This window comes from Blastopirellula sp. SH421, assembly GCF_057808535.1.
The window spans coordinates 6142764-6158698 of sequence record NZ_CM173712.1 but is presented as its reverse complement, the minus strand read 5'-3'; the positions used below and the strand labels follow the sequence as shown (position 1 = coordinate 6158698).

The following is a 15935-nucleotide window of genomic DNA, read 5'->3' as shown; positions in this document are numbered from 1 at the left end:
AAACTACGGGGCGCCGCTCTTTTGAAGTGACTCGGCGATCACTTTAAAATTCCGCGCATAGTTGGTTTCGATCCCGGCGACGGCGTCATCGATTCGCTTTTTTGCGGCGGGAAAATCATCGGCGATCTGCACGATGGCGGCGGCGACATCATCGCCAGAAGTTTCCTCGATCGGAAAATACCAGGCGCTCAGGCCAACGTCGCCCCACATGTTGCCTTTGATGCCATCTTCTGGCTCATGCAGATACATGCACGGCGTTCCGACTGAAGCGGCAATGATTGGTGAGTGGCATTCGCAGCTGATCACCGCCGCGGCTTGGGCGTACAGGGTTGCAGCGTCGTCGGTGATCCAATACTTTTCGTGCAGTACGACGTTCTGCTTTACATCGTCGGGCAACGGATCATACAGCAGCGGACGCATAATCTCGACCTGATAGGTCATTTCAGGGCAAAGCACTGCTTTGCCGCCGGTCTTGCGAACCCAGGCAATAATCGCTGCGCGCAGTTTGGCGTGATCTTCTTCGGCGTGAGCCTCGTTCACTGCTTCGCGCCGTGCGATCTCTTTGTCGTTCAACCCTGTCTTGCGAATCTTGTGGTACGGCGTGTAGCGCAGACGCGGCACGCAGACGATAAACTTACGCGGCTCAAGATCATGCTCCTGAATGAACGCTTGCGTCTTTGCCGTTTCTTTCAGCTTCAAATGAAACGTGCCATCGGGAGCAAAGCCCAGGTAAGGTCCTTGGACGCCAGCTTCTTTGACGTTTTGCAGCGAGTTTTTTTCGCGTGTGAAAACAAAGTCGGCGCCTGTGAGCAAGTCGTGCAAGTGCGGCGTCAGCTTTCGACTGGCCGCTTCACCGCTTGCGCTGACCGTTACGCCGAGAATGCCGTAGGGTTTGCCGGTTAGTTTGCGCCACGAATCGATATTGCCGGCGGCGACCACGCTGGGACCTGATCCATGCAGCAAAAAGTCGGCTTGGTCAAACGCTTGCTTCAGTTCTTCTGAAGAGAACTTGCCCTCCTTGCTAACGTTGCCGCTGACAATTTTCAGATTGGGATAGTTGGCCAGCAGCATTTCGCGGACGCCGCGATCGAGCGCGTTGGACCACAGGATTACTTCGACATTGGGCAGATAGTCTTGCATCAATTGCAGTACGCCTGGCGTATGCGCGATGTCGCCGATGTTGACCGTTTGCCAACCGCTACGAAGCAGAACAGTGCAGCGGACGTTTGAGACCGCCTCGGCGGCGAAGGCGGAAGAGATCAGCGGCAGGCTCGACAAAGCGGCAAGTTGCGACAGACAGGTGCGGCGAGAAATATTTTGCATACAGATCAAGGCAGAGGTGGAAAGATTGTCAGGAGATGGGAGCCCCTTTATTCTGCCTGCTAACGCACCGTTTGTAAAATCGCATTGGCTTTGCAGCGACGTTCTCGCCAAAGTTCTCTGGTGGCGGCGTCTTCTCGCAAGGCTTAAATTACCGATAATCGATTACTAACGCATTTCATTCTTCCGACCTTTACAGATGATTCGGCATGTCCGACGATCCGCAAGCTCATCTCCGCCGTGCATTGCTCCAGCAAATGCGCGATTGGCAATCCGCTGGCGTCGAGATCGCGCCACTGGGCCGCAGCCTGGATGTGTCGGAAGAACTGCTGCGCGCCTCTGCACTTGCGGCAGAAGCTGCTATCGCAACACCTCCCCAACCAGTGCAGCCCCCCGTGAGCGAGCCTGCCGCTACTTCGGTAGCGCCGTCGAAAGCGTCTACTCCAGTGTCGCCTGGGGTTCAGCCAACCGCTGTGAAACCGACTGCGGCGTCAGTTCCTGCGGATAAGGGCGACGGGCGACAACAGCAGCTAGACGTCTTGGCGGCCGAGGTCGCCAAGTGCGTGCTGTGCGAAGAACTCGCTTGTTCACGGACGCAAACGGTGTTTGGAGTCGGCAACCCAAATGCAAGGATCTGTTTCTTTGGTGAAGCCCCAGGCGCCGACGAAGACCAGCAAGGCGAGCCGTTTGTCGGTCGCGCCGGCAAGTTGCTGACGCAGATCATCGAGGCCTGTACGTTTCGGCGGGAAGATGTATATATCTTGAACACGCTGAAGTGTCGCCCGCCTGGGAATCGCAATCCCACCGAGGAAGAAAACGCCAACTGTATGCCTTATTTTGAGCAGCAGCTGGCGATCATTCAGCCCGACTACATCGTTTGTCTCGGTACATTCGCCGCGAAAAACTTGCTGAAGACCGAAACCGCAATCGGCAAACTGCGGGGCAAGTTTCATGACTACGGGGGCGCCAAAGTGATTGCGACCTATCATCCCGCTTACCTGCTCCGCAATCCGGCGGCCAAGCGCGATGTGTGGGAAGACATGAAAATGATGCTTCGCGATATGGGCATCCAACTGCCCCAGGCCAAATAGGACCGCGGTCAATCCGACTTGCCGCGAGCGAGATTCCGACTACGATTGTCAAATCTCACAATTTGCTGCTGGCATCCTGCCCCGGACGAGACGCGCCGTACCCGGTTATGTAAAGACGACGCCCTTATTCAAAGGAGCGTCTCATGGCGTGGGTGATTTTGATCGTCGCTGGCCTGTTAGAAATCGGTTGGGCGATCGGCCTGAAATATACGGAGGGTTTCACCAAACCGCTTCCTAGTCTGCTAACCGCGATTGCGATTGTGGCCAGCATGTTTCTACTTTCGGTCGCAGCCCGCACAATTCCGATTGGTTCAGCCTATGCAATCTGGGTTGGGATCGGAGCCAGCGGGGCGGCGCTGCTGGGCGTCTGGCTGTTTGGCGAAAGCTTGACGGTTGCTCGGGGGTTTTTCCTCCTGCTGTTAGTTGCGTCGATCATCGGGTTAAAATTGACCTCTGGTCATTAAGCGGCTTTAGCACTCCTCTCGACCTAGGGAGCAATCATGCAAGAAGATGCAAGCTACGTCTGCGATGCCTGCGGTGAAGAGATCGTCGTGCCGATCGATCTGTCAGAAGGCCATACGCAAACCTATGTCGAAGATTGTCCCGTCTGCTGCCGACCAAGCGTGATCCATGTCGAAGTGGACGAAGAGGGCAATGCTCAAGTTTGGGCAGAGCCGGAACAAGATTACGACTAGGCGTAAAGACTCGCACGAATCTAACCAGTAGAGAGTTTCGGGGGTGTTTACAACTTTACTAGCGCATTTTCGACTTGTGCCGATCTATATGCTTCTGTTTTCTACGACGGATTGCGGCGCAACGCACTGGGTTCGGGGAGATACGGATCATTATAAAGAGGGCATTTTCTTCCTTACCATCTTTCCTTTGATTGGTTGTTTCTTTTGGGGAGTCATCTGGGGAAGTATGCTTCTGAAAAGTGGTCACCGAGAAGAAGAGGCGAAAGAATTAACTGCAGAGGAGCTCGAAGAGGAGGCAAAATGGAAAAAATCGCAACTTTGGGAACGAATCAAGCTGAGCTTAATACTACTTACGCTTGTTTCGATACCCACTGCAGTTAGCTTGATCTTCTCCCGTGCGGAAGTGAATGACCAGCATTATCGACTGGTATTTCAAACCACCGAAGCAAATGGAGTGGAGATCCGCTATGACGAGATCAGCGAGATCCATTTGACCAGCCGCAAGGGCGGTACTTTGGCTTATATCCTGTGCGTTCGCCACGACGGTGAAGAAGTAGAATTTCGGTACTACAACTTCGCCAAAGAGTCGGGCGACAAATTCTTAGAATACGCGCGGGAAAAGGGGATTCCAATCCTGGACAATCGAGCAAAAGAAAACTGACCATTTGCGGAGAGGGTCGGAGTTCACTTTGCCGATCCAAATAGTGGCCAAAATTTATTGGCATGCCCTTGCAGAGGTGGGTACAATCGGCCCCGACGTGTGGTCCGGCGACCTCCCCCTGGTCGCTGAGACGCAGCTTTTCTCTGCTCAACTTGCTCTTCTCGGGAGACTGCAATGCTCGGTTCTGCAAAGTGGAATTCACTGGTCTTGGCCGCCTCGCTGCTGGCGGTCTGTGTGGGGTGTGGAGTCAACGAAAATCTCACGGATGAAGGCGTGTTTTCAGCATCGAAAAGCCCCTTCGAAGCGATCGGCTACTTTTTTGGTGGGATCGCGCTCGCGATCGGTGGTTGGTTCATGACGCAGATCTGGGCGCGTGTCGGATTTGCGATGATCGTTTTCGGCGCGGTCGGTGCGCTCTACATGGCGCCAGCGACGCTATTTGAAAAAGCGATTGCCGATTCTGAGCACTTCGAGTCCTCGCAAGGTTTTATGGGCATGACCCATCATGAAGTGATGATGAACGACATCGACCATATCGAGTTCGTAACAGAAACGCGTCGCGGACGGCGCGGACGTACCAGCTACGACAACTACATGGTCTGTCATTGCAAGTCACGTGAGCCATGCAAAATTCAGGTAGATAGCATGGTTCAGGCGCCAGCCGCCGCCTATTTCTTGCATTTGGCGCAAGATCGAGGAATCCGTATCGACGGGCTCGAATAACCGTTTTCTTCTCGGCGGTTCGCCAAACACATTGGTTTTTCTTAAAATGAAACCCGGCTGCTGACGAATAAGTTGGAGCAGTCAGCCCCAGGTAAAATAACTGCCGACAATCACATCCCTCTCTTCTAAGCCGGAATCATGACCAACCCGCAACGCGACACGCAATACTCCGAGTCGCTGCCGCTCAAGCCGGGCATTACCTACGTGATGCTCTCGCGCTGGCCGCAAGATGGTGACGACTGGATCCATCCCGAGGATCGAGCCATGGCGGCCGGAATGATCCCCAGCGATCGGATCTTTCGTCGCGAGCTGCAAGCGGACGGGTACTACGAGCTTGCATATGGTCCGCGAAAAATTCGCGTACGACCGGCCCTGATGGAAGAAGCTCCACAGCCGGTGTTTGAGATTGGCCAATTGGTCAAAATGAAGCTGGCGTTTGAAGGGGATCAAACCGAAGTCGGTCGCATCTACGCAATTCGATACAGCCAATACCACAACGCGCCGCAGTATTATTTGATCCGCGGCGCGATGAAAAGTCGTACTCCCTATCTGGCCGACGCACTAGAGCCGTACATCAAGGATGGCGGACTCCGTGAAACCGACGAGTTCACTCAATGGAACCCGCCGGGCGAAGCTGGCCCGTCCTAGCTGCAGCGACTATTTACGCTTTAGGCTGCGATAGCGGGTAATCAGCGCGTTGGTCGAACTGTCGTGCTCAAGCTTCGGATCGGATTTTGAAGTTAGCTCAGGCACGATCCGACTGGCCAATACCTTGCCCAGTTCGACGCCCCATTGGTCAAACGAGTTGATTCGCCAAATCGTCCCGAGTGTGAAGACCTTGTGCTCGTATAGCGCGATCAATTTGCCAAGTGCCGCCGGCGTCAGTTTGTCGATTAGCAGCGTATTGGTCGGGCGATTGCCGGGGAATGTGCGGTGCGAAATCTGGAAGTCGGCGACTCCATCCGCTTTGACCTCGGCCGCTGTTTTGCCAAACGCGAGCGCCTCGGGCTGGGCGAAGAAGTTGGCCATCAACTTGTCGTGATGATCGCCCAGCGGGTTCAGTGATTGGCAAAAGCCGATAAAGTCGCACGGGATCAGCTTTGTCCCCTGATGGATCAGCTGGTAATAGGCATGCTGCCCGTTCGTGCCGGGGGTTCCCCAGACGATTGGCCCGGTTTGATAGTCGACCGGTGTGCCGTCCAGGGTAACCCGCTTGCCGTTGCTCTCCATATCCAGCTGCTGCAAGTACATGCTGAACTTGCCGAGGTAGTGATCGTACGGCAGGACCGCTTGCGTTTCGGCGCCAAAAAAGTTGTTGTACCACAGGTTCAACAGCGCCATCAAAACCGGCAAGTTTTGGGCGAGCGGCGCGGTGCGGAAATGCTCGTCCATCTCGTGAAAGCCGGCCAGCATTTCGCGGAAGTGATCGCCGCCCACCGCGATCATTAGCGACAGACCAATTGCCGAGTCAAAGGAATAGCGTCCCCCGACCCAATCCCAAAACTCAAACATATTGGCCGTATCGATCCCAAACTTGGCGACTTCTTTTTCATTGGTCGAGAGCGCCACAAAGTGCTTGGCGATCGCGGCGTCATCTTTCAGCGTTTCCAGACACCAGAGTCGCGCGGTGTGCGCGTTGGTCAGCGTCTCCTGCGTGGTGAACGTCTTGGACGCGATGATGAACAATGTTTCGGTCGGGTCGAGGTCATGCAGCGCCTCGGCCATGTCGGTACCGTCAATGTTCGAAACGAACTTGAACGTCAGATTGCGATCGCTGTAATGCCGCAACGCGTCGTAAGCCATCGCCGGCCCCAGATCAGAACCGCCGATCCCGACGTTGACGATGTTCTTGATCGGCTTACCGGTGTAGCCGCGCCAATCGCCGCCGCGAATCTTGGCGGCGAACGCAGCCATCTTGTCGAGCACCGCATGGACGGCCGGCACCACGTTCTCACCATCGACGTCGATCGTCGCTCCCTGCGGAGCACGCAGCGCGGTATGCAACACGGCGCGATCTTCGGTGACGTTAATCTTATCGCCGCGGAACATCGCATCGATCCGCTCGCGCAGGCCAGACGCTTCGGCCAATTGGACCAGCAGCGACATCGTCTCGGCGGTGACGCGGTTCTTGGAGTAGTCGAGATAGATGCCGGCAGCGTCGAGCGAAAGCTTTTCGCCGCGATCCGCTTCGGTCGCGAATAGTTCGCGAAGCTGGACGTCAGCCAACTGATCGTAATGTGACTGAAGTGCCTGCCAAGCGGCGGTTTGGGGCAAGGATGGCGCTGTCGTCATAATACGTATCTCCCGAAGGTGGCGAGCGAACTCGATGTTTTCTAACTAGCCGGCCCCCCAAAGGACCCGACTCGACAGGCTAGTAGTTTAACGTTCCAGCCGCAGTGGACGTAGCGGGCAAGCAGAAAATCATCTTGCCCGGCGAGTTCTTCCCATTCAGACGGAGGGGACCTTTTCTGGATTTTGATATTTCGATGTATCATGAAGAAAATTCGCGGTAAGCTAGCAACAGCAACTGCGTTTCGACCGATTCCTTCATTTCCCTTTCGAGCTTGCGATGTCCAAGACTTCCGCCCAAGTAGCCCGTCGCGATTTTCTGGCCCTCTCGGCAGCCGGAATCTCCACCGCTGGTCTACTCTCAGGCTCACAGCAACTTCAGGCACAGCAGCCGCAGGCAAACATCTCTCCCTGGGTCGACGTCAACGTCTATCTCTCCCGCTGGCCCTTCCGTCGCTTGCGCTATGACACGCCAGACGCGTTGACGTCGATGCTGCGGAGCAAGGGGATTACCCAGGCCTGGACCGGCAGCTTTGACGGCGTCTTTCATAAAGACATCAGCGCGGTAAATCGGCGGCTGTCAGAATCCTGTGCTAAGCATGGCGACGGACTGTTGATTCCGTTTGGCTCTATCAATCCGCTGCTGCCGCAGTGGCGCGACGAGCTACGTCTGTGTGCCGAGCAATACCGCATGCCGGGGATTCGGCTTCATCCCAGCTACCACGGCTATGACCTGCAAGAGCCCAGCTTTCAGGAACTGTTGAAACAGGCCGCTGAACTCAACTTGATTGTGCAGTTGTGTGCGTGGCTAGAAGACCCGCGGACGCAACATCCGCAGATGCGCGTCGCGACGGTCGACTTGTCGCCGCTGCCAGAACTGGTCGCGGCGATTGATGGTTTGCGGCTGGTGCTGCTGAACGGGGTGAACAGTGTCGCCGGGAAAGCCCAAGCCGATCTGTTGAACCTTCCCAATGTCTATTGCGATATTGCCCAATTGGAAACAAGCGAAGGGATCACGAAGCTGTTGGAGATATCCACAGCCGAGCATTTGCTGTTTGGGTCGTACTCGCCAATGTTTTATTTTGACGCGGCGCGGCTCAAGCTGGCCGAGTCGGTATTGTCGCCGCAGCAAGATCAAGCGATTCGCTTTGGTACGGCGCGGACGTTGTTGCCTGCCTAACGCACATACACTCTCTCGCGATTTGGTTTTGATCGATGAAAATATGGGACATGCACTGCCATCTGCCATCGCCGCAATTGACCGGCGCCAGCTTGATGGAGCAGGCCGAGCAGTTGCTGCAAATCGCCGGGCGCGTCGGGATCAGCAAGCTCTGTCTGTTTTTGGAAGTCGGCAAGCCGCTCGGCCCGTTCTCGGATGATGAGATCGTTCGCGTGCTAGAGCGGTACTACGATCGCTTGTACGGATTTGTCTGGTGCGATTTGCAGAAGACGTCGGAGAGCGTGGGTCTGCTGCAAAAATGGGTCGGTGACGGTCCCATGGTCGGACTCAAGCTCGGCGGCTTCAGCGGCGTTTGCAGCAAGCCCCAATACGCGCCCGTCTTTGAGAAAGCGATCGATCTGCAAGCGGTCATCTTTCAGCACACTTGGCTGAAAGTGACCGGCAATTTACCCAATGAGTCGACGCCGCAAGATGTGGTCGAACTGGCGAAACGCTATCCCGATTACCCATTCATCTGCGGCCATTCTGGCGGCGACTGGGAAGTTGGGATTCGCGCGATCACTGCGGCGCCCAATGTCTCGATCGGCATCGGCGGGTTCTATCCGACCTCAGGTGTTGTTGAGACCGGGGTTCGCCTACTGGGCGCCGAGCGAGTCATTTATGGCAGTGATGCGCCGGGACGCAGTTTCTCGTCACAGCTGGGCAAAGTGCTGGGCGCCGATCTGCCGGACGAGCAAAAGCAGCTCATATTGTATGACAACTTTGATCGGTTGATGCAGCCGATCGCGCGGGCCAAAGGGTGGATCAGCTAAACCCCAGTGTCGCCTTTCGCTCCTGCGAAAGTAGCGTCTTCCGCCGCCGTGCCCACACCGCAATTGACGAGAGCCGTTAGATTGGCGCTGCGAGAGTCAGCGCTCGGCGGTGTAGCAGGTCCTGAGGTGTTCGGCAATTTTGCGTGTATCGCAATGGGGAGTCTGGCTTGACGCTACTTTCGCGAGAGCGAAAGGCGACAAAGGGGAGAACGATCGGCGAAGTTTGTTTCCTGACGATGGGCTACGAATTTGCGTCGACTGGGGGTTGGGTTTGCTGCCGCATGGCGCTGGCATCTTGTTGCTGAAGCAATCCAAACAGTTCTGTACGAACTGCTCGGACCACCCGGGTGTTTGCAAGCTGCCGAATGAATGACGGAGCACGAATGCGAAGTTTGTCATTCGGATTTCGACATTTAAATCCATAGAGGCCGCTTGTCCGCCTTCTGGTAGGTGAAGAACGTGTTTTCTCGATCGTTGGTAGCGCAAAATCTCTCGCTTTGGCTGACAATCTTGTTATGATGAAGGGATAGCGTGGTCGATTGTGGTCGCGCTACCCCACCCCGCCAATTTGCTGTAACCTCAGCCAAGTTCCTACCTTACGGCACTCCTACGCCATGGTGCGTTATAATTTTATTACAGCCGATATGCGCAGATTCGGGTCTTCATTGCCACGATTGGCGGTCGTGCTGTGCCTAAATCTGACGCTAGCAACCACCGGTTCGGCTGCTAAGCCAACTCCGCCAAAGACACCCGAGGCGATCCGTCAGTTTGTCGCGACCAACTGTTTGGACTGCCATCAAGGAGCGGCGTCGGAAGGGGGGCTCGATCTTGAGCAGCTCACCTTCGACTTGAGTGATGACGATGTGCAAGATCGTTGGGTACGGATCTTTGACCGAGTCGAATCGGACGAAATGCCGCCGACCGAATATGGCGAGGCCGACGCCGACGAGAAGCAGAAGTTTCTCGCTGCGACCCGGACTCACCTCCGTCAGCAGCAACTTTCGCAGCATGAAAAATCTGGCCGCGTGCAAGCGCGCCGTTTGACCCGTTTGCAAGTCGAGCGCTCGCTGCACGATCTGCTGGGGATTGATATTCCGTTAACCGATTATCTGCCGGAAGAGTCGCGCCCCAATGGTTTTACGACGGTTGCGGATGGTCAGTCAATGTCGCATTTTCAATTGGCCGCTCATCTGCAAGCGGTCGATGTGGCGCTGGATGAAGCCTTTCGCCGCGCGCTTTCACCGGCAGACGAGGACGTGCGTGATTTTGACGCACAAGGCTTGTGTCGGACCAATCCCAAACGGCGTTGTCGCGAACCAGAAATGCGTAACGGCAAAGCGGTGATCTGGTCATCTGGCTTGATCTACTACGGACGCATTCCGGCGACAACGGCTCGCGAGGATGGCTGGTATCGTTTTCAGGTGACGGTCTCTGGCTTGAAGCTGCCTAAGACCGGAGGCGTCTGGTCGACCGTCAGCACCGGTCTTTGCGTTTCGACTGCACCGTTGCTGCAGAACGTCACCACCTTCGAGGCGCTTGAAAAACCCAAGACGATTGAGTTTCAGGCTTGGCTCCCCAAAGGGCACATGCTTGAGATTCGTCCCGGCGATGGTTCATTGAAAAAGGGACGTTTTGCCGGAGGCCAAGTGGGTGTGGGAGAAGGAGAGCCGCAAGACGTTCCGGGGATCGCTTTCGATCGGATCACGATGGAGCGAATTCACCTGAACGGCGACGACCAGCATGTCCACAATCTGCTGCTGGGAGATCTGCAGACGAAACCCGACAAAGACAAGCGAAAACCGTATCACGTTGTTAGCAAGTCGCCGCGCGAGGATGCCGCTCGGCTGATGCTGGCTTTCGCTCAGCGGGCCTTTCGTCGTCCAACCACGGCCGCCGAGATTGCTCCCTATGTTGAGCAAGTTCAAGCAGCGATCGAGACCGGCGACGACTTTGTCGGTTCGCTGCGAATGGGGTATCGGGCGTTGCTTTGCTCGCCGCGATTCCTTTACTTCTCGGAAGCGCCCGGCCCGCTAGACGACCATGCAATCGCGACGCGGCTCAGCTATTTGCTGACCGGCAGCACCCCCGACCAGCAACTGCGACAACTCGCTGACGCCGGCAAATTGCACGATCAAAAAACGTTGCAAGCCGAAGCGGTTCGTTTGCTGAGCGGCGAGAGTGGCCGTCAGTTTGTCCATGATTTTGCCGCCGAATGGCTCGACCTGGATCAGATCGATTTCACGACGCCAGATCGCAAGCTTTATCCCGCGTTTGATCCAATTGTCCAACAAGCGATGCTCGCAGAGACCGAGACATTTCTGGAGAGGATGCTGCAAGAGAACCTGAGTGTCGACAACTTGATTGACGCCGATTTTACGTTCTTAAACAGTCGGCTGGCTCGGTTCTACAAAATCGACGGAGTCACAGGGGATGAGCTGCGTCGCGTGTCGCTTTCACCAGAGAGTCATCGCGGCGGCCTGATCACGCAAGGCGCCATCCTCAAAGTGACCGCTAACGGCTCCAATACCTCGCCGGTGCTGCGGGGAGTTTGGATGTTGGAGCGAATCCTGGGCGATGCGGTTCCACCTCCGCCGACCAATGTGCCGGCGGTCGAGCCTGATATTCGGGGCGCGACGACAATTCGCGAGCAACTTGCGAAACATCAGTCGCAAGGAGACTGCGCCAGCTGTCATGTGAAAATTGATCCGCCGGGCTTCGCGCTGGAAAACTTTGACCCCGCCGGTCAGTGGCGGGACCGATATGTGCAGTACGCGGGTCCCAAGAAGAAAACAGGTCCGCTGATTGACGCAAGTCATGTATTGGCGGACGGCGGCGAGTTCAAGAATATCGTTGGCTTTCAGAAGCTGACGGCTAGTAAGCCTCGCAAGTTGGCGGGCTGCGTCGCGGAGAAGCTGCTGGTTTATGGAACCGGTGCTCCGATCGCATTCGCTGATCGTGATGCGGTCGAAGCGATTGTGGATGAGACGGCGGCGGAAGATTACGGGTTGCGTTCGATCGTGGAAGCGGTCGTCACCAGCCGGTTGTTCTTAAGCAAGTAATTTTCATTTTCAGTTAGAGAAAGACGGTGACTTATGTCAGGTCAGGTTCATTTCAACTTCGGTAAAAAACTGAGCCGCCGAACCGTACTGCGCAGCGCCGGAATCGCCATGTCGATGCCGTGGCTGAGCGCCATGAGCCAAGCCTTTGCCGGCAGTGACAAGCCGGCCGCGCCCAAACGTTTTGTGGCGATGACGCTAGGCTTGGGATTGCATTCTGAGAACCTCTTTCCGACCACGGCCGGACGCGACTACGAAACGCCGTTGTACCTCAAGCAATTAGAAGATATCCGTGATCGCTATACGGTCGTGTCTGGCGTTTCGCATCCCGGCGTCTCCGGCGGACATCGCGCTGAAGCCAGTCTATTGAGCGCCACGCCGATGGGGAGCGGCGCACAATCGCGGACAACAATCTCGGTCGATCAGTTGCTCGCGAAACACTTGGGTAATCAAACTCGATTCCCCTCGTTGGTTCTTAGCTCAGCCGGTAGCAATAGTCCGTCGTACACCGAAAACGGCTCGATGATTCCGGCCGAAAGCTCGCCGGCGAAGCTCTTCATGCAGTTGTTTGTTACCGACTCGCCGGCCGATCAGAAGAAACAGGTCCATCGTGCTCGACAGGGGCAGAGCATTATGGATCTGGTCGCCGAGGACGCACGAGCGTTGCAGCGCGAGCTGGGCGCCGGCGACAAGGATCGGCTCGACGCCTACTTCACCAGTGTCCGCGAGCTAGAAAAACGGATGGTCGAAGCCGAAGAATGGGCGCATCGACCGAAACCGAAAGTCGACATCTCGAAACCGATTGACATCTCGAATCCCAACGACTTTATCGGGCGGCAGCGTTTGATGAGCGATATGATTCGTTTGGCGCTATCGACCGATTCGACACGCTTCGTCTCGTATCACCTCGGCGGTTCCGGTGGCGTCGTGCCGATCGAAGGAGTCGACGAAGGCTATCACGCGCTCAGCCATCACGGCCGAGACGAAGAAAAGCTGGCGCAATTGGCGCTAGTCGAAGCGGCGATTGTTCGCGCCTGGGGCGACTTCCTTCGCGGTCTCGATAAGACTGAAGAAGATGGCGGCAGCTTGCTCGACAACACGTCGGTCTTAATGACCAGCAACTTGGGCAATGCGTCGAATCACGACAATCGCAACATGCCAGTACTATTTGCTGGCGGCGGATTCCGTCACGGCCAGCATTTGGCGTTCGACCAAAAGAACAACTACCCGCTACCGAACCTCTATCTCTCGATGCTGCAAAAGACCGGCCTAGAGATCGACCAATTTGCGACCAGCACCGGTACGATGACCGGACTAGAGAGCTAATTTTGTTTCTACACTGGCGCAGTAGGTTTTCTCTTGCTGCGCCTTTTTTGTGCGCGCTCCCCTGCTCTGCAGCTACTTCTATAGTTGCATCGTGGATAGCTGTGCTCTCACTCGTCTTGAGTGCGCAGATGCGAAAGAGAATTGCGCAATTACGCATGGCTTGCTTTCTTGGGGCATGTTAACGTCAGTCTGATTCGGAAGATGCGGCCAGACCGCTCACCGGCGCCTTCGACGTTACCTGCCCACTTGCTACGTATACGAGATCCCACCTATGCCTGACCGCCGAATGCCGTCGATTGCCTCGCTCTTTTTGCTCTTGATTCCGTCTTTGACTTTCGCCGAAGAGTCGACCCGCTCGAAAGCAGGCAACAACGTCACCCAAAGCATGCAAAAGCTTGCCGACACGGTGGAGCCTGATTTGGCCTGGAACGCCAGCACGGCGGCAGAGCATGCGGCTTGGCGAAAGCAGATGCACCCGACGATTGTCGGCTTGTTAGGCAAAATGCCCGAGCATGTGCCAATGGAAGTCGAGTGGGCGGAAGAAGTGAAGTTCGACAAGTTTACGCGCTACAAGATCTACATCCGCACCGAGTCGGCCTATTGGGCCCCGGTCTATTACTTTGTGCCGCACCAGCTTCAGCAGAAGGTTCCGGCAATCATTTGTCTTCATGGGCACAGCGGTATTGATCCCTATCTTCGTCTGAAAGAAACGCCGAAACAAAAAAAGAAGACCGATGAGCACGCCCTCGATTACGCCATCTACATGGCCGAACATGGTTATGTGACAGCGGCGATGGTGGTCCGCGGTTGGAACGAGACCTGCGGACGGCAAGATTTTGGCTATTCGCCCGGTCATCTGCGCAGCTGCCATGAAATGAGCATGAACGCGCTTCTGCTGGGGATGACGCCGCAAGGAATTCGCTGTTGGGATGCGATGCGGGTAGTCGACTTTTTGCAAACTCGCGAGGAAGTTAATCCCGATAAAATCGGAGTCTGCGGACTCTCTGGCGGCGGCACCTTGTCGATGTATCTGCCGATCTTGGATGAGCGAATCAAGCTGGCGATGATTGCCGGCGCCTTTTCCGAGTACCGCACTTCGATCTACTCGATCCATCATTGCATTTGCAACTGCCTGCCCGGCGTGATGCGGCATGGAGAAATGGCGGACGTCGTCGCGTTGTTCGCTCCCCGTCCGGTGCTATTGATTAATGGAATCGATGATCCGATCTTTCCGATCGATGGGGCGCGCAACGGTCTGGGCAAACTCAAGCAGGTGTATGGCGTGCTCGGGGTTCCGCAAAACGTGGACGCCGATTTCTTTGACGGTGGTCACGCCTGGTCCAACAACAAGACGCTTAGCTTCTTGCAGCAGCATTTTGGCGAGTAGTTCGCCATTATCACTAGGAGATCGCACACAAAAAAAGCCGCACTCAATAAGTGCGGCTTTTTTTTGATAACAGCGTTCGTCTATCGACGAGCAGCCGGATGCTTTAGCGGCAGCCAGGCGCCATCTTGTTGGCTGCTGGCGACTGACTGTTGGATGAAATACATCCCTTCGACGCCGTCATAAATGTTTGGATAGATCGTGTTCTTCTTCTCGAACGACTGCCCCAAAGCTCGTGCTGACATCGCATCGTAGGTGGCGCGATAGACGTTGGCGAATGCTTCAAAGAATGCTTCAGGATGGCCGCTCGGCAGACGACAGGCTGCGGCGCCAAGTTCGTTCATGTAGGGCGCGTTGGGATCGCGAGTATAAATTTTGTGCGGCTGGCCGTTGGCGCGAACCATCATTTCATTCGGGTTTTCTTGCCGCCATTGAAGCGAGCCTTTGGTGCCGTCGATTTCGATCATGACATCGTTTTCGCGTCCATGACTGATTTGCGAAGCGGTGACCGTTCCTAAGGCTCCATTTTCAAACTTGATGATCGCGGTGCCGTAATCATCCAGGGCGCGCCCTTCGACAAACGTCTTTAGGTGGCAGCTGATCTGCTCCGGCAGCAAGCCTGTCATGTAGCGTCCCAGGTTGTACGCGTGCGTTGCGATGTCGCCAAAGCAACCAGCGGCGCCGCTCTTCGTGGGATCGGTTCGCCAAGCGGCCTGTTTTTGATCACTATCTTCTAGCTTTGAGCGGAGCCAACCTTGGATGTACTGAACGCGAATCGCATTGATCTCGCCCAACTCGCCCTCTTGGATCATCTGTCGAGCCTGACGCACAAGCGGATAGCCGGTGTAGTTGTGCGTGACGGCGAAGACCGCGTTCGAGCCTTCGACCACTTTCAGCAGTTCCTCGGCTTGGGCCAAGTCAAACGTCATCGGCTTGTCGCACATGACATTGAAACCCGCTTCTACCGCCGCTTTGGCGATTTCAAAGTGGGTGAAGTTGGGCGTCGCGACCGAAACAAAGTCAATTCGTTGATCCGGCGGCAGCGCATTCTCTTTTTCGAGCATTTCGGTGACGCTGCCGTAAGCCCGAGCTTCGGGAATGTCATAATCAGGCGCCGAGGCTTTGGCTTTGGCAGGATTGGAGCTGAGCGCTCCTGCAACTAGTGCGGCACGATTGTCGAGAACCGCCGCCGTTGCATGGACGCGACCAATAAACGAGCCAGAGCCGCCGCCGACCAAGGCCATGCGCAGCTTGCGGTTGAGATCTCCGTTGGTTGCCATGCGTGATTTCCTTCGCTTACAAGTTGGGGGACATGTGGAGTGTAGGCGGCGATAGGCCTCGTAAACTGCGTGTTTTATCAGATCGGAAGGCTGCTGTCATTCCGGCAGTCGGATCAGA

14 protein-coding genes and 1 riboswitch are annotated in these 15935 nt (G+C 55.8%); of the genes, 11 read left to right on the top strand and 3 right to left on the bottom strand.

Annotation, left to right across the window (positions count from 1 at the left end; translation table 11 throughout):
* Positions 1 to 3 precede the first annotated feature (3 nt).
* Entirely contained in the window at positions 4 to 1323 is a 1320-nt protein-coding gene (locus tag SH421x_RS25015; RefSeq protein WP_488852748.1) for a polysaccharide pyruvyl transferase family protein, read from the bottom strand.
* 206 nt (positions 1324 to 1529) lie between these two features.
* On the opposite strand from SH421x_RS25015, the gene SH421x_RS25010 reads away from it, so the two are divergent.
* The 6 genes from SH421x_RS25010 to SH421x_RS24985 all read left to right on the top strand — a co-directional run bounded on the left by SH421x_RS25010 (position 1530) and on the right by SH421x_RS24985 (position 5138).
* Positions 1530 to 2411 carry a uracil-DNA glycosylase gene (locus tag SH421x_RS25010; RefSeq protein ID WP_488852747.1) on the top strand — a complete coding sequence of 294 codons (882 nt, stop codon included), beginning with the start codon at positions 1530 to 1532 and terminating at the stop codon, positions 2409 to 2411.
* A gap of 62 nt (positions 2412 to 2473) precedes the next feature.
* A riboswitch (guanidine-III (ykkC-III) riboswitch) is annotated at positions 2474 to 2536 on the top strand.
* 18 nt (positions 2537 to 2554) lie between these two features.
* Positions 2555 to 2875 (top strand): DMT family transporter, encoded by a 321-nt coding sequence (locus SH421x_RS25005; RefSeq protein ID WP_488852746.1) that lies wholly within the window; start codon positions 2555 to 2557, stop codon positions 2873 to 2875.
* 36 nt (positions 2876 to 2911) lie between these two features.
* Complete coding sequence (locus SH421x_RS25000) at positions 2912 to 3106, top strand: CPXCG motif-containing cysteine-rich protein (protein WP_488852745.1); 195 nt, start codon at positions 2912 to 2914, stop codon at positions 3104 to 3106.
* A gap of 43 nt (positions 3107 to 3149) precedes the next feature.
* Positions 3150 to 3767 (top strand): hypothetical protein, encoded by a 618-nt coding sequence (locus SH421x_RS24995; RefSeq protein WP_488852744.1) that lies wholly within the window; start codon positions 3150 to 3152, stop codon positions 3765 to 3767.
* Positions 3768 to 3941: 174 nt separating this feature from the next.
* A complete protein-coding gene (locus SH421x_RS24990; RefSeq protein ID WP_488852743.1) occupies positions 3942 to 4490 on the top strand; it encodes a hypothetical protein in 549 nt (182 codons plus the stop codon).
* A gap of 138 nt (positions 4491 to 4628) precedes the next feature.
* Positions 4629 to 5138 (top strand): DUF6960 family protein, encoded by a 510-nt coding sequence (locus SH421x_RS24985; protein ID WP_488852742.1) that lies wholly within the window; start codon positions 4629 to 4631, stop codon positions 5136 to 5138.
* A gap of 9 nt (positions 5139 to 5147) precedes the next feature.
* On the opposite strand, the gene pgi is transcribed toward SH421x_RS24985, so the two are convergent.
* Positions 5148 to 6782: a glucose-6-phosphate isomerase gene (gene pgi, locus SH421x_RS24980; RefSeq protein ID WP_488852741.1), complete on the bottom strand. Its 1635-nt coding sequence runs from the start codon at positions 6780 to 6782 to the stop codon at positions 5148 to 5150.
* Positions 6783 to 7059: 277 nt separating this feature from the next.
* Between pgi and SH421x_RS24975 the strand changes: the two genes are divergently transcribed.
* From SH421x_RS24975 to SH421x_RS24955, 5 genes are all read left to right on the top strand, one after another.
* Positions 7060 to 7959 carry an amidohydrolase family protein gene (locus SH421x_RS24975; protein WP_488852740.1) on the top strand — a complete coding sequence of 300 codons (900 nt, stop codon included), beginning with the start codon at positions 7060 to 7062 and terminating at the stop codon, positions 7957 to 7959.
* Positions 7960 to 7994: 35 nt separating this feature from the next.
* Positions 7995 to 8771 (top strand): amidohydrolase family protein, encoded by a 777-nt coding sequence (locus SH421x_RS24970; RefSeq protein WP_488852739.1) that lies wholly within the window; start codon positions 7995 to 7997, stop codon positions 8769 to 8771.
* Positions 8772 to 9454: 683 nt separating this feature from the next.
* Complete coding sequence (locus SH421x_RS24965) at positions 9455 to 11830, top strand: DUF1592 domain-containing protein (protein ID WP_488852738.1); 2376 nt, start codon at positions 9455 to 9457, stop codon at positions 11828 to 11830.
* A 33-nt stretch (positions 11831 to 11863) separates the two neighbouring features.
* Positions 11864 to 13153: a DUF1552 domain-containing protein gene (locus tag SH421x_RS24960; RefSeq protein WP_488852737.1), complete on the top strand. Its 1290-nt coding sequence runs from the start codon at positions 11864 to 11866 to the stop codon at positions 13151 to 13153.
* Positions 13154 to 13424: 271 nt separating this feature from the next.
* Positions 13425 to 14540, top strand: a complete 1116-nt coding sequence (locus SH421x_RS24955) for an alpha/beta hydrolase (protein ID WP_488852736.1) — start codon at positions 13425 to 13427, stop codon at positions 14538 to 14540.
* Between the two features lie 80 nt (positions 14541 to 14620).
* Here SH421x_RS24955 and SH421x_RS24950 read toward each other — a convergent pair whose 3' ends face one another.
* A complete protein-coding gene (locus SH421x_RS24950; RefSeq protein WP_488852735.1) occupies positions 14621 to 15817 on the bottom strand; it encodes a Gfo/Idh/MocA family protein in 1197 nt (398 codons plus the stop codon).
* Positions 15818 to 15935 lie beyond the last annotated feature (118 nt).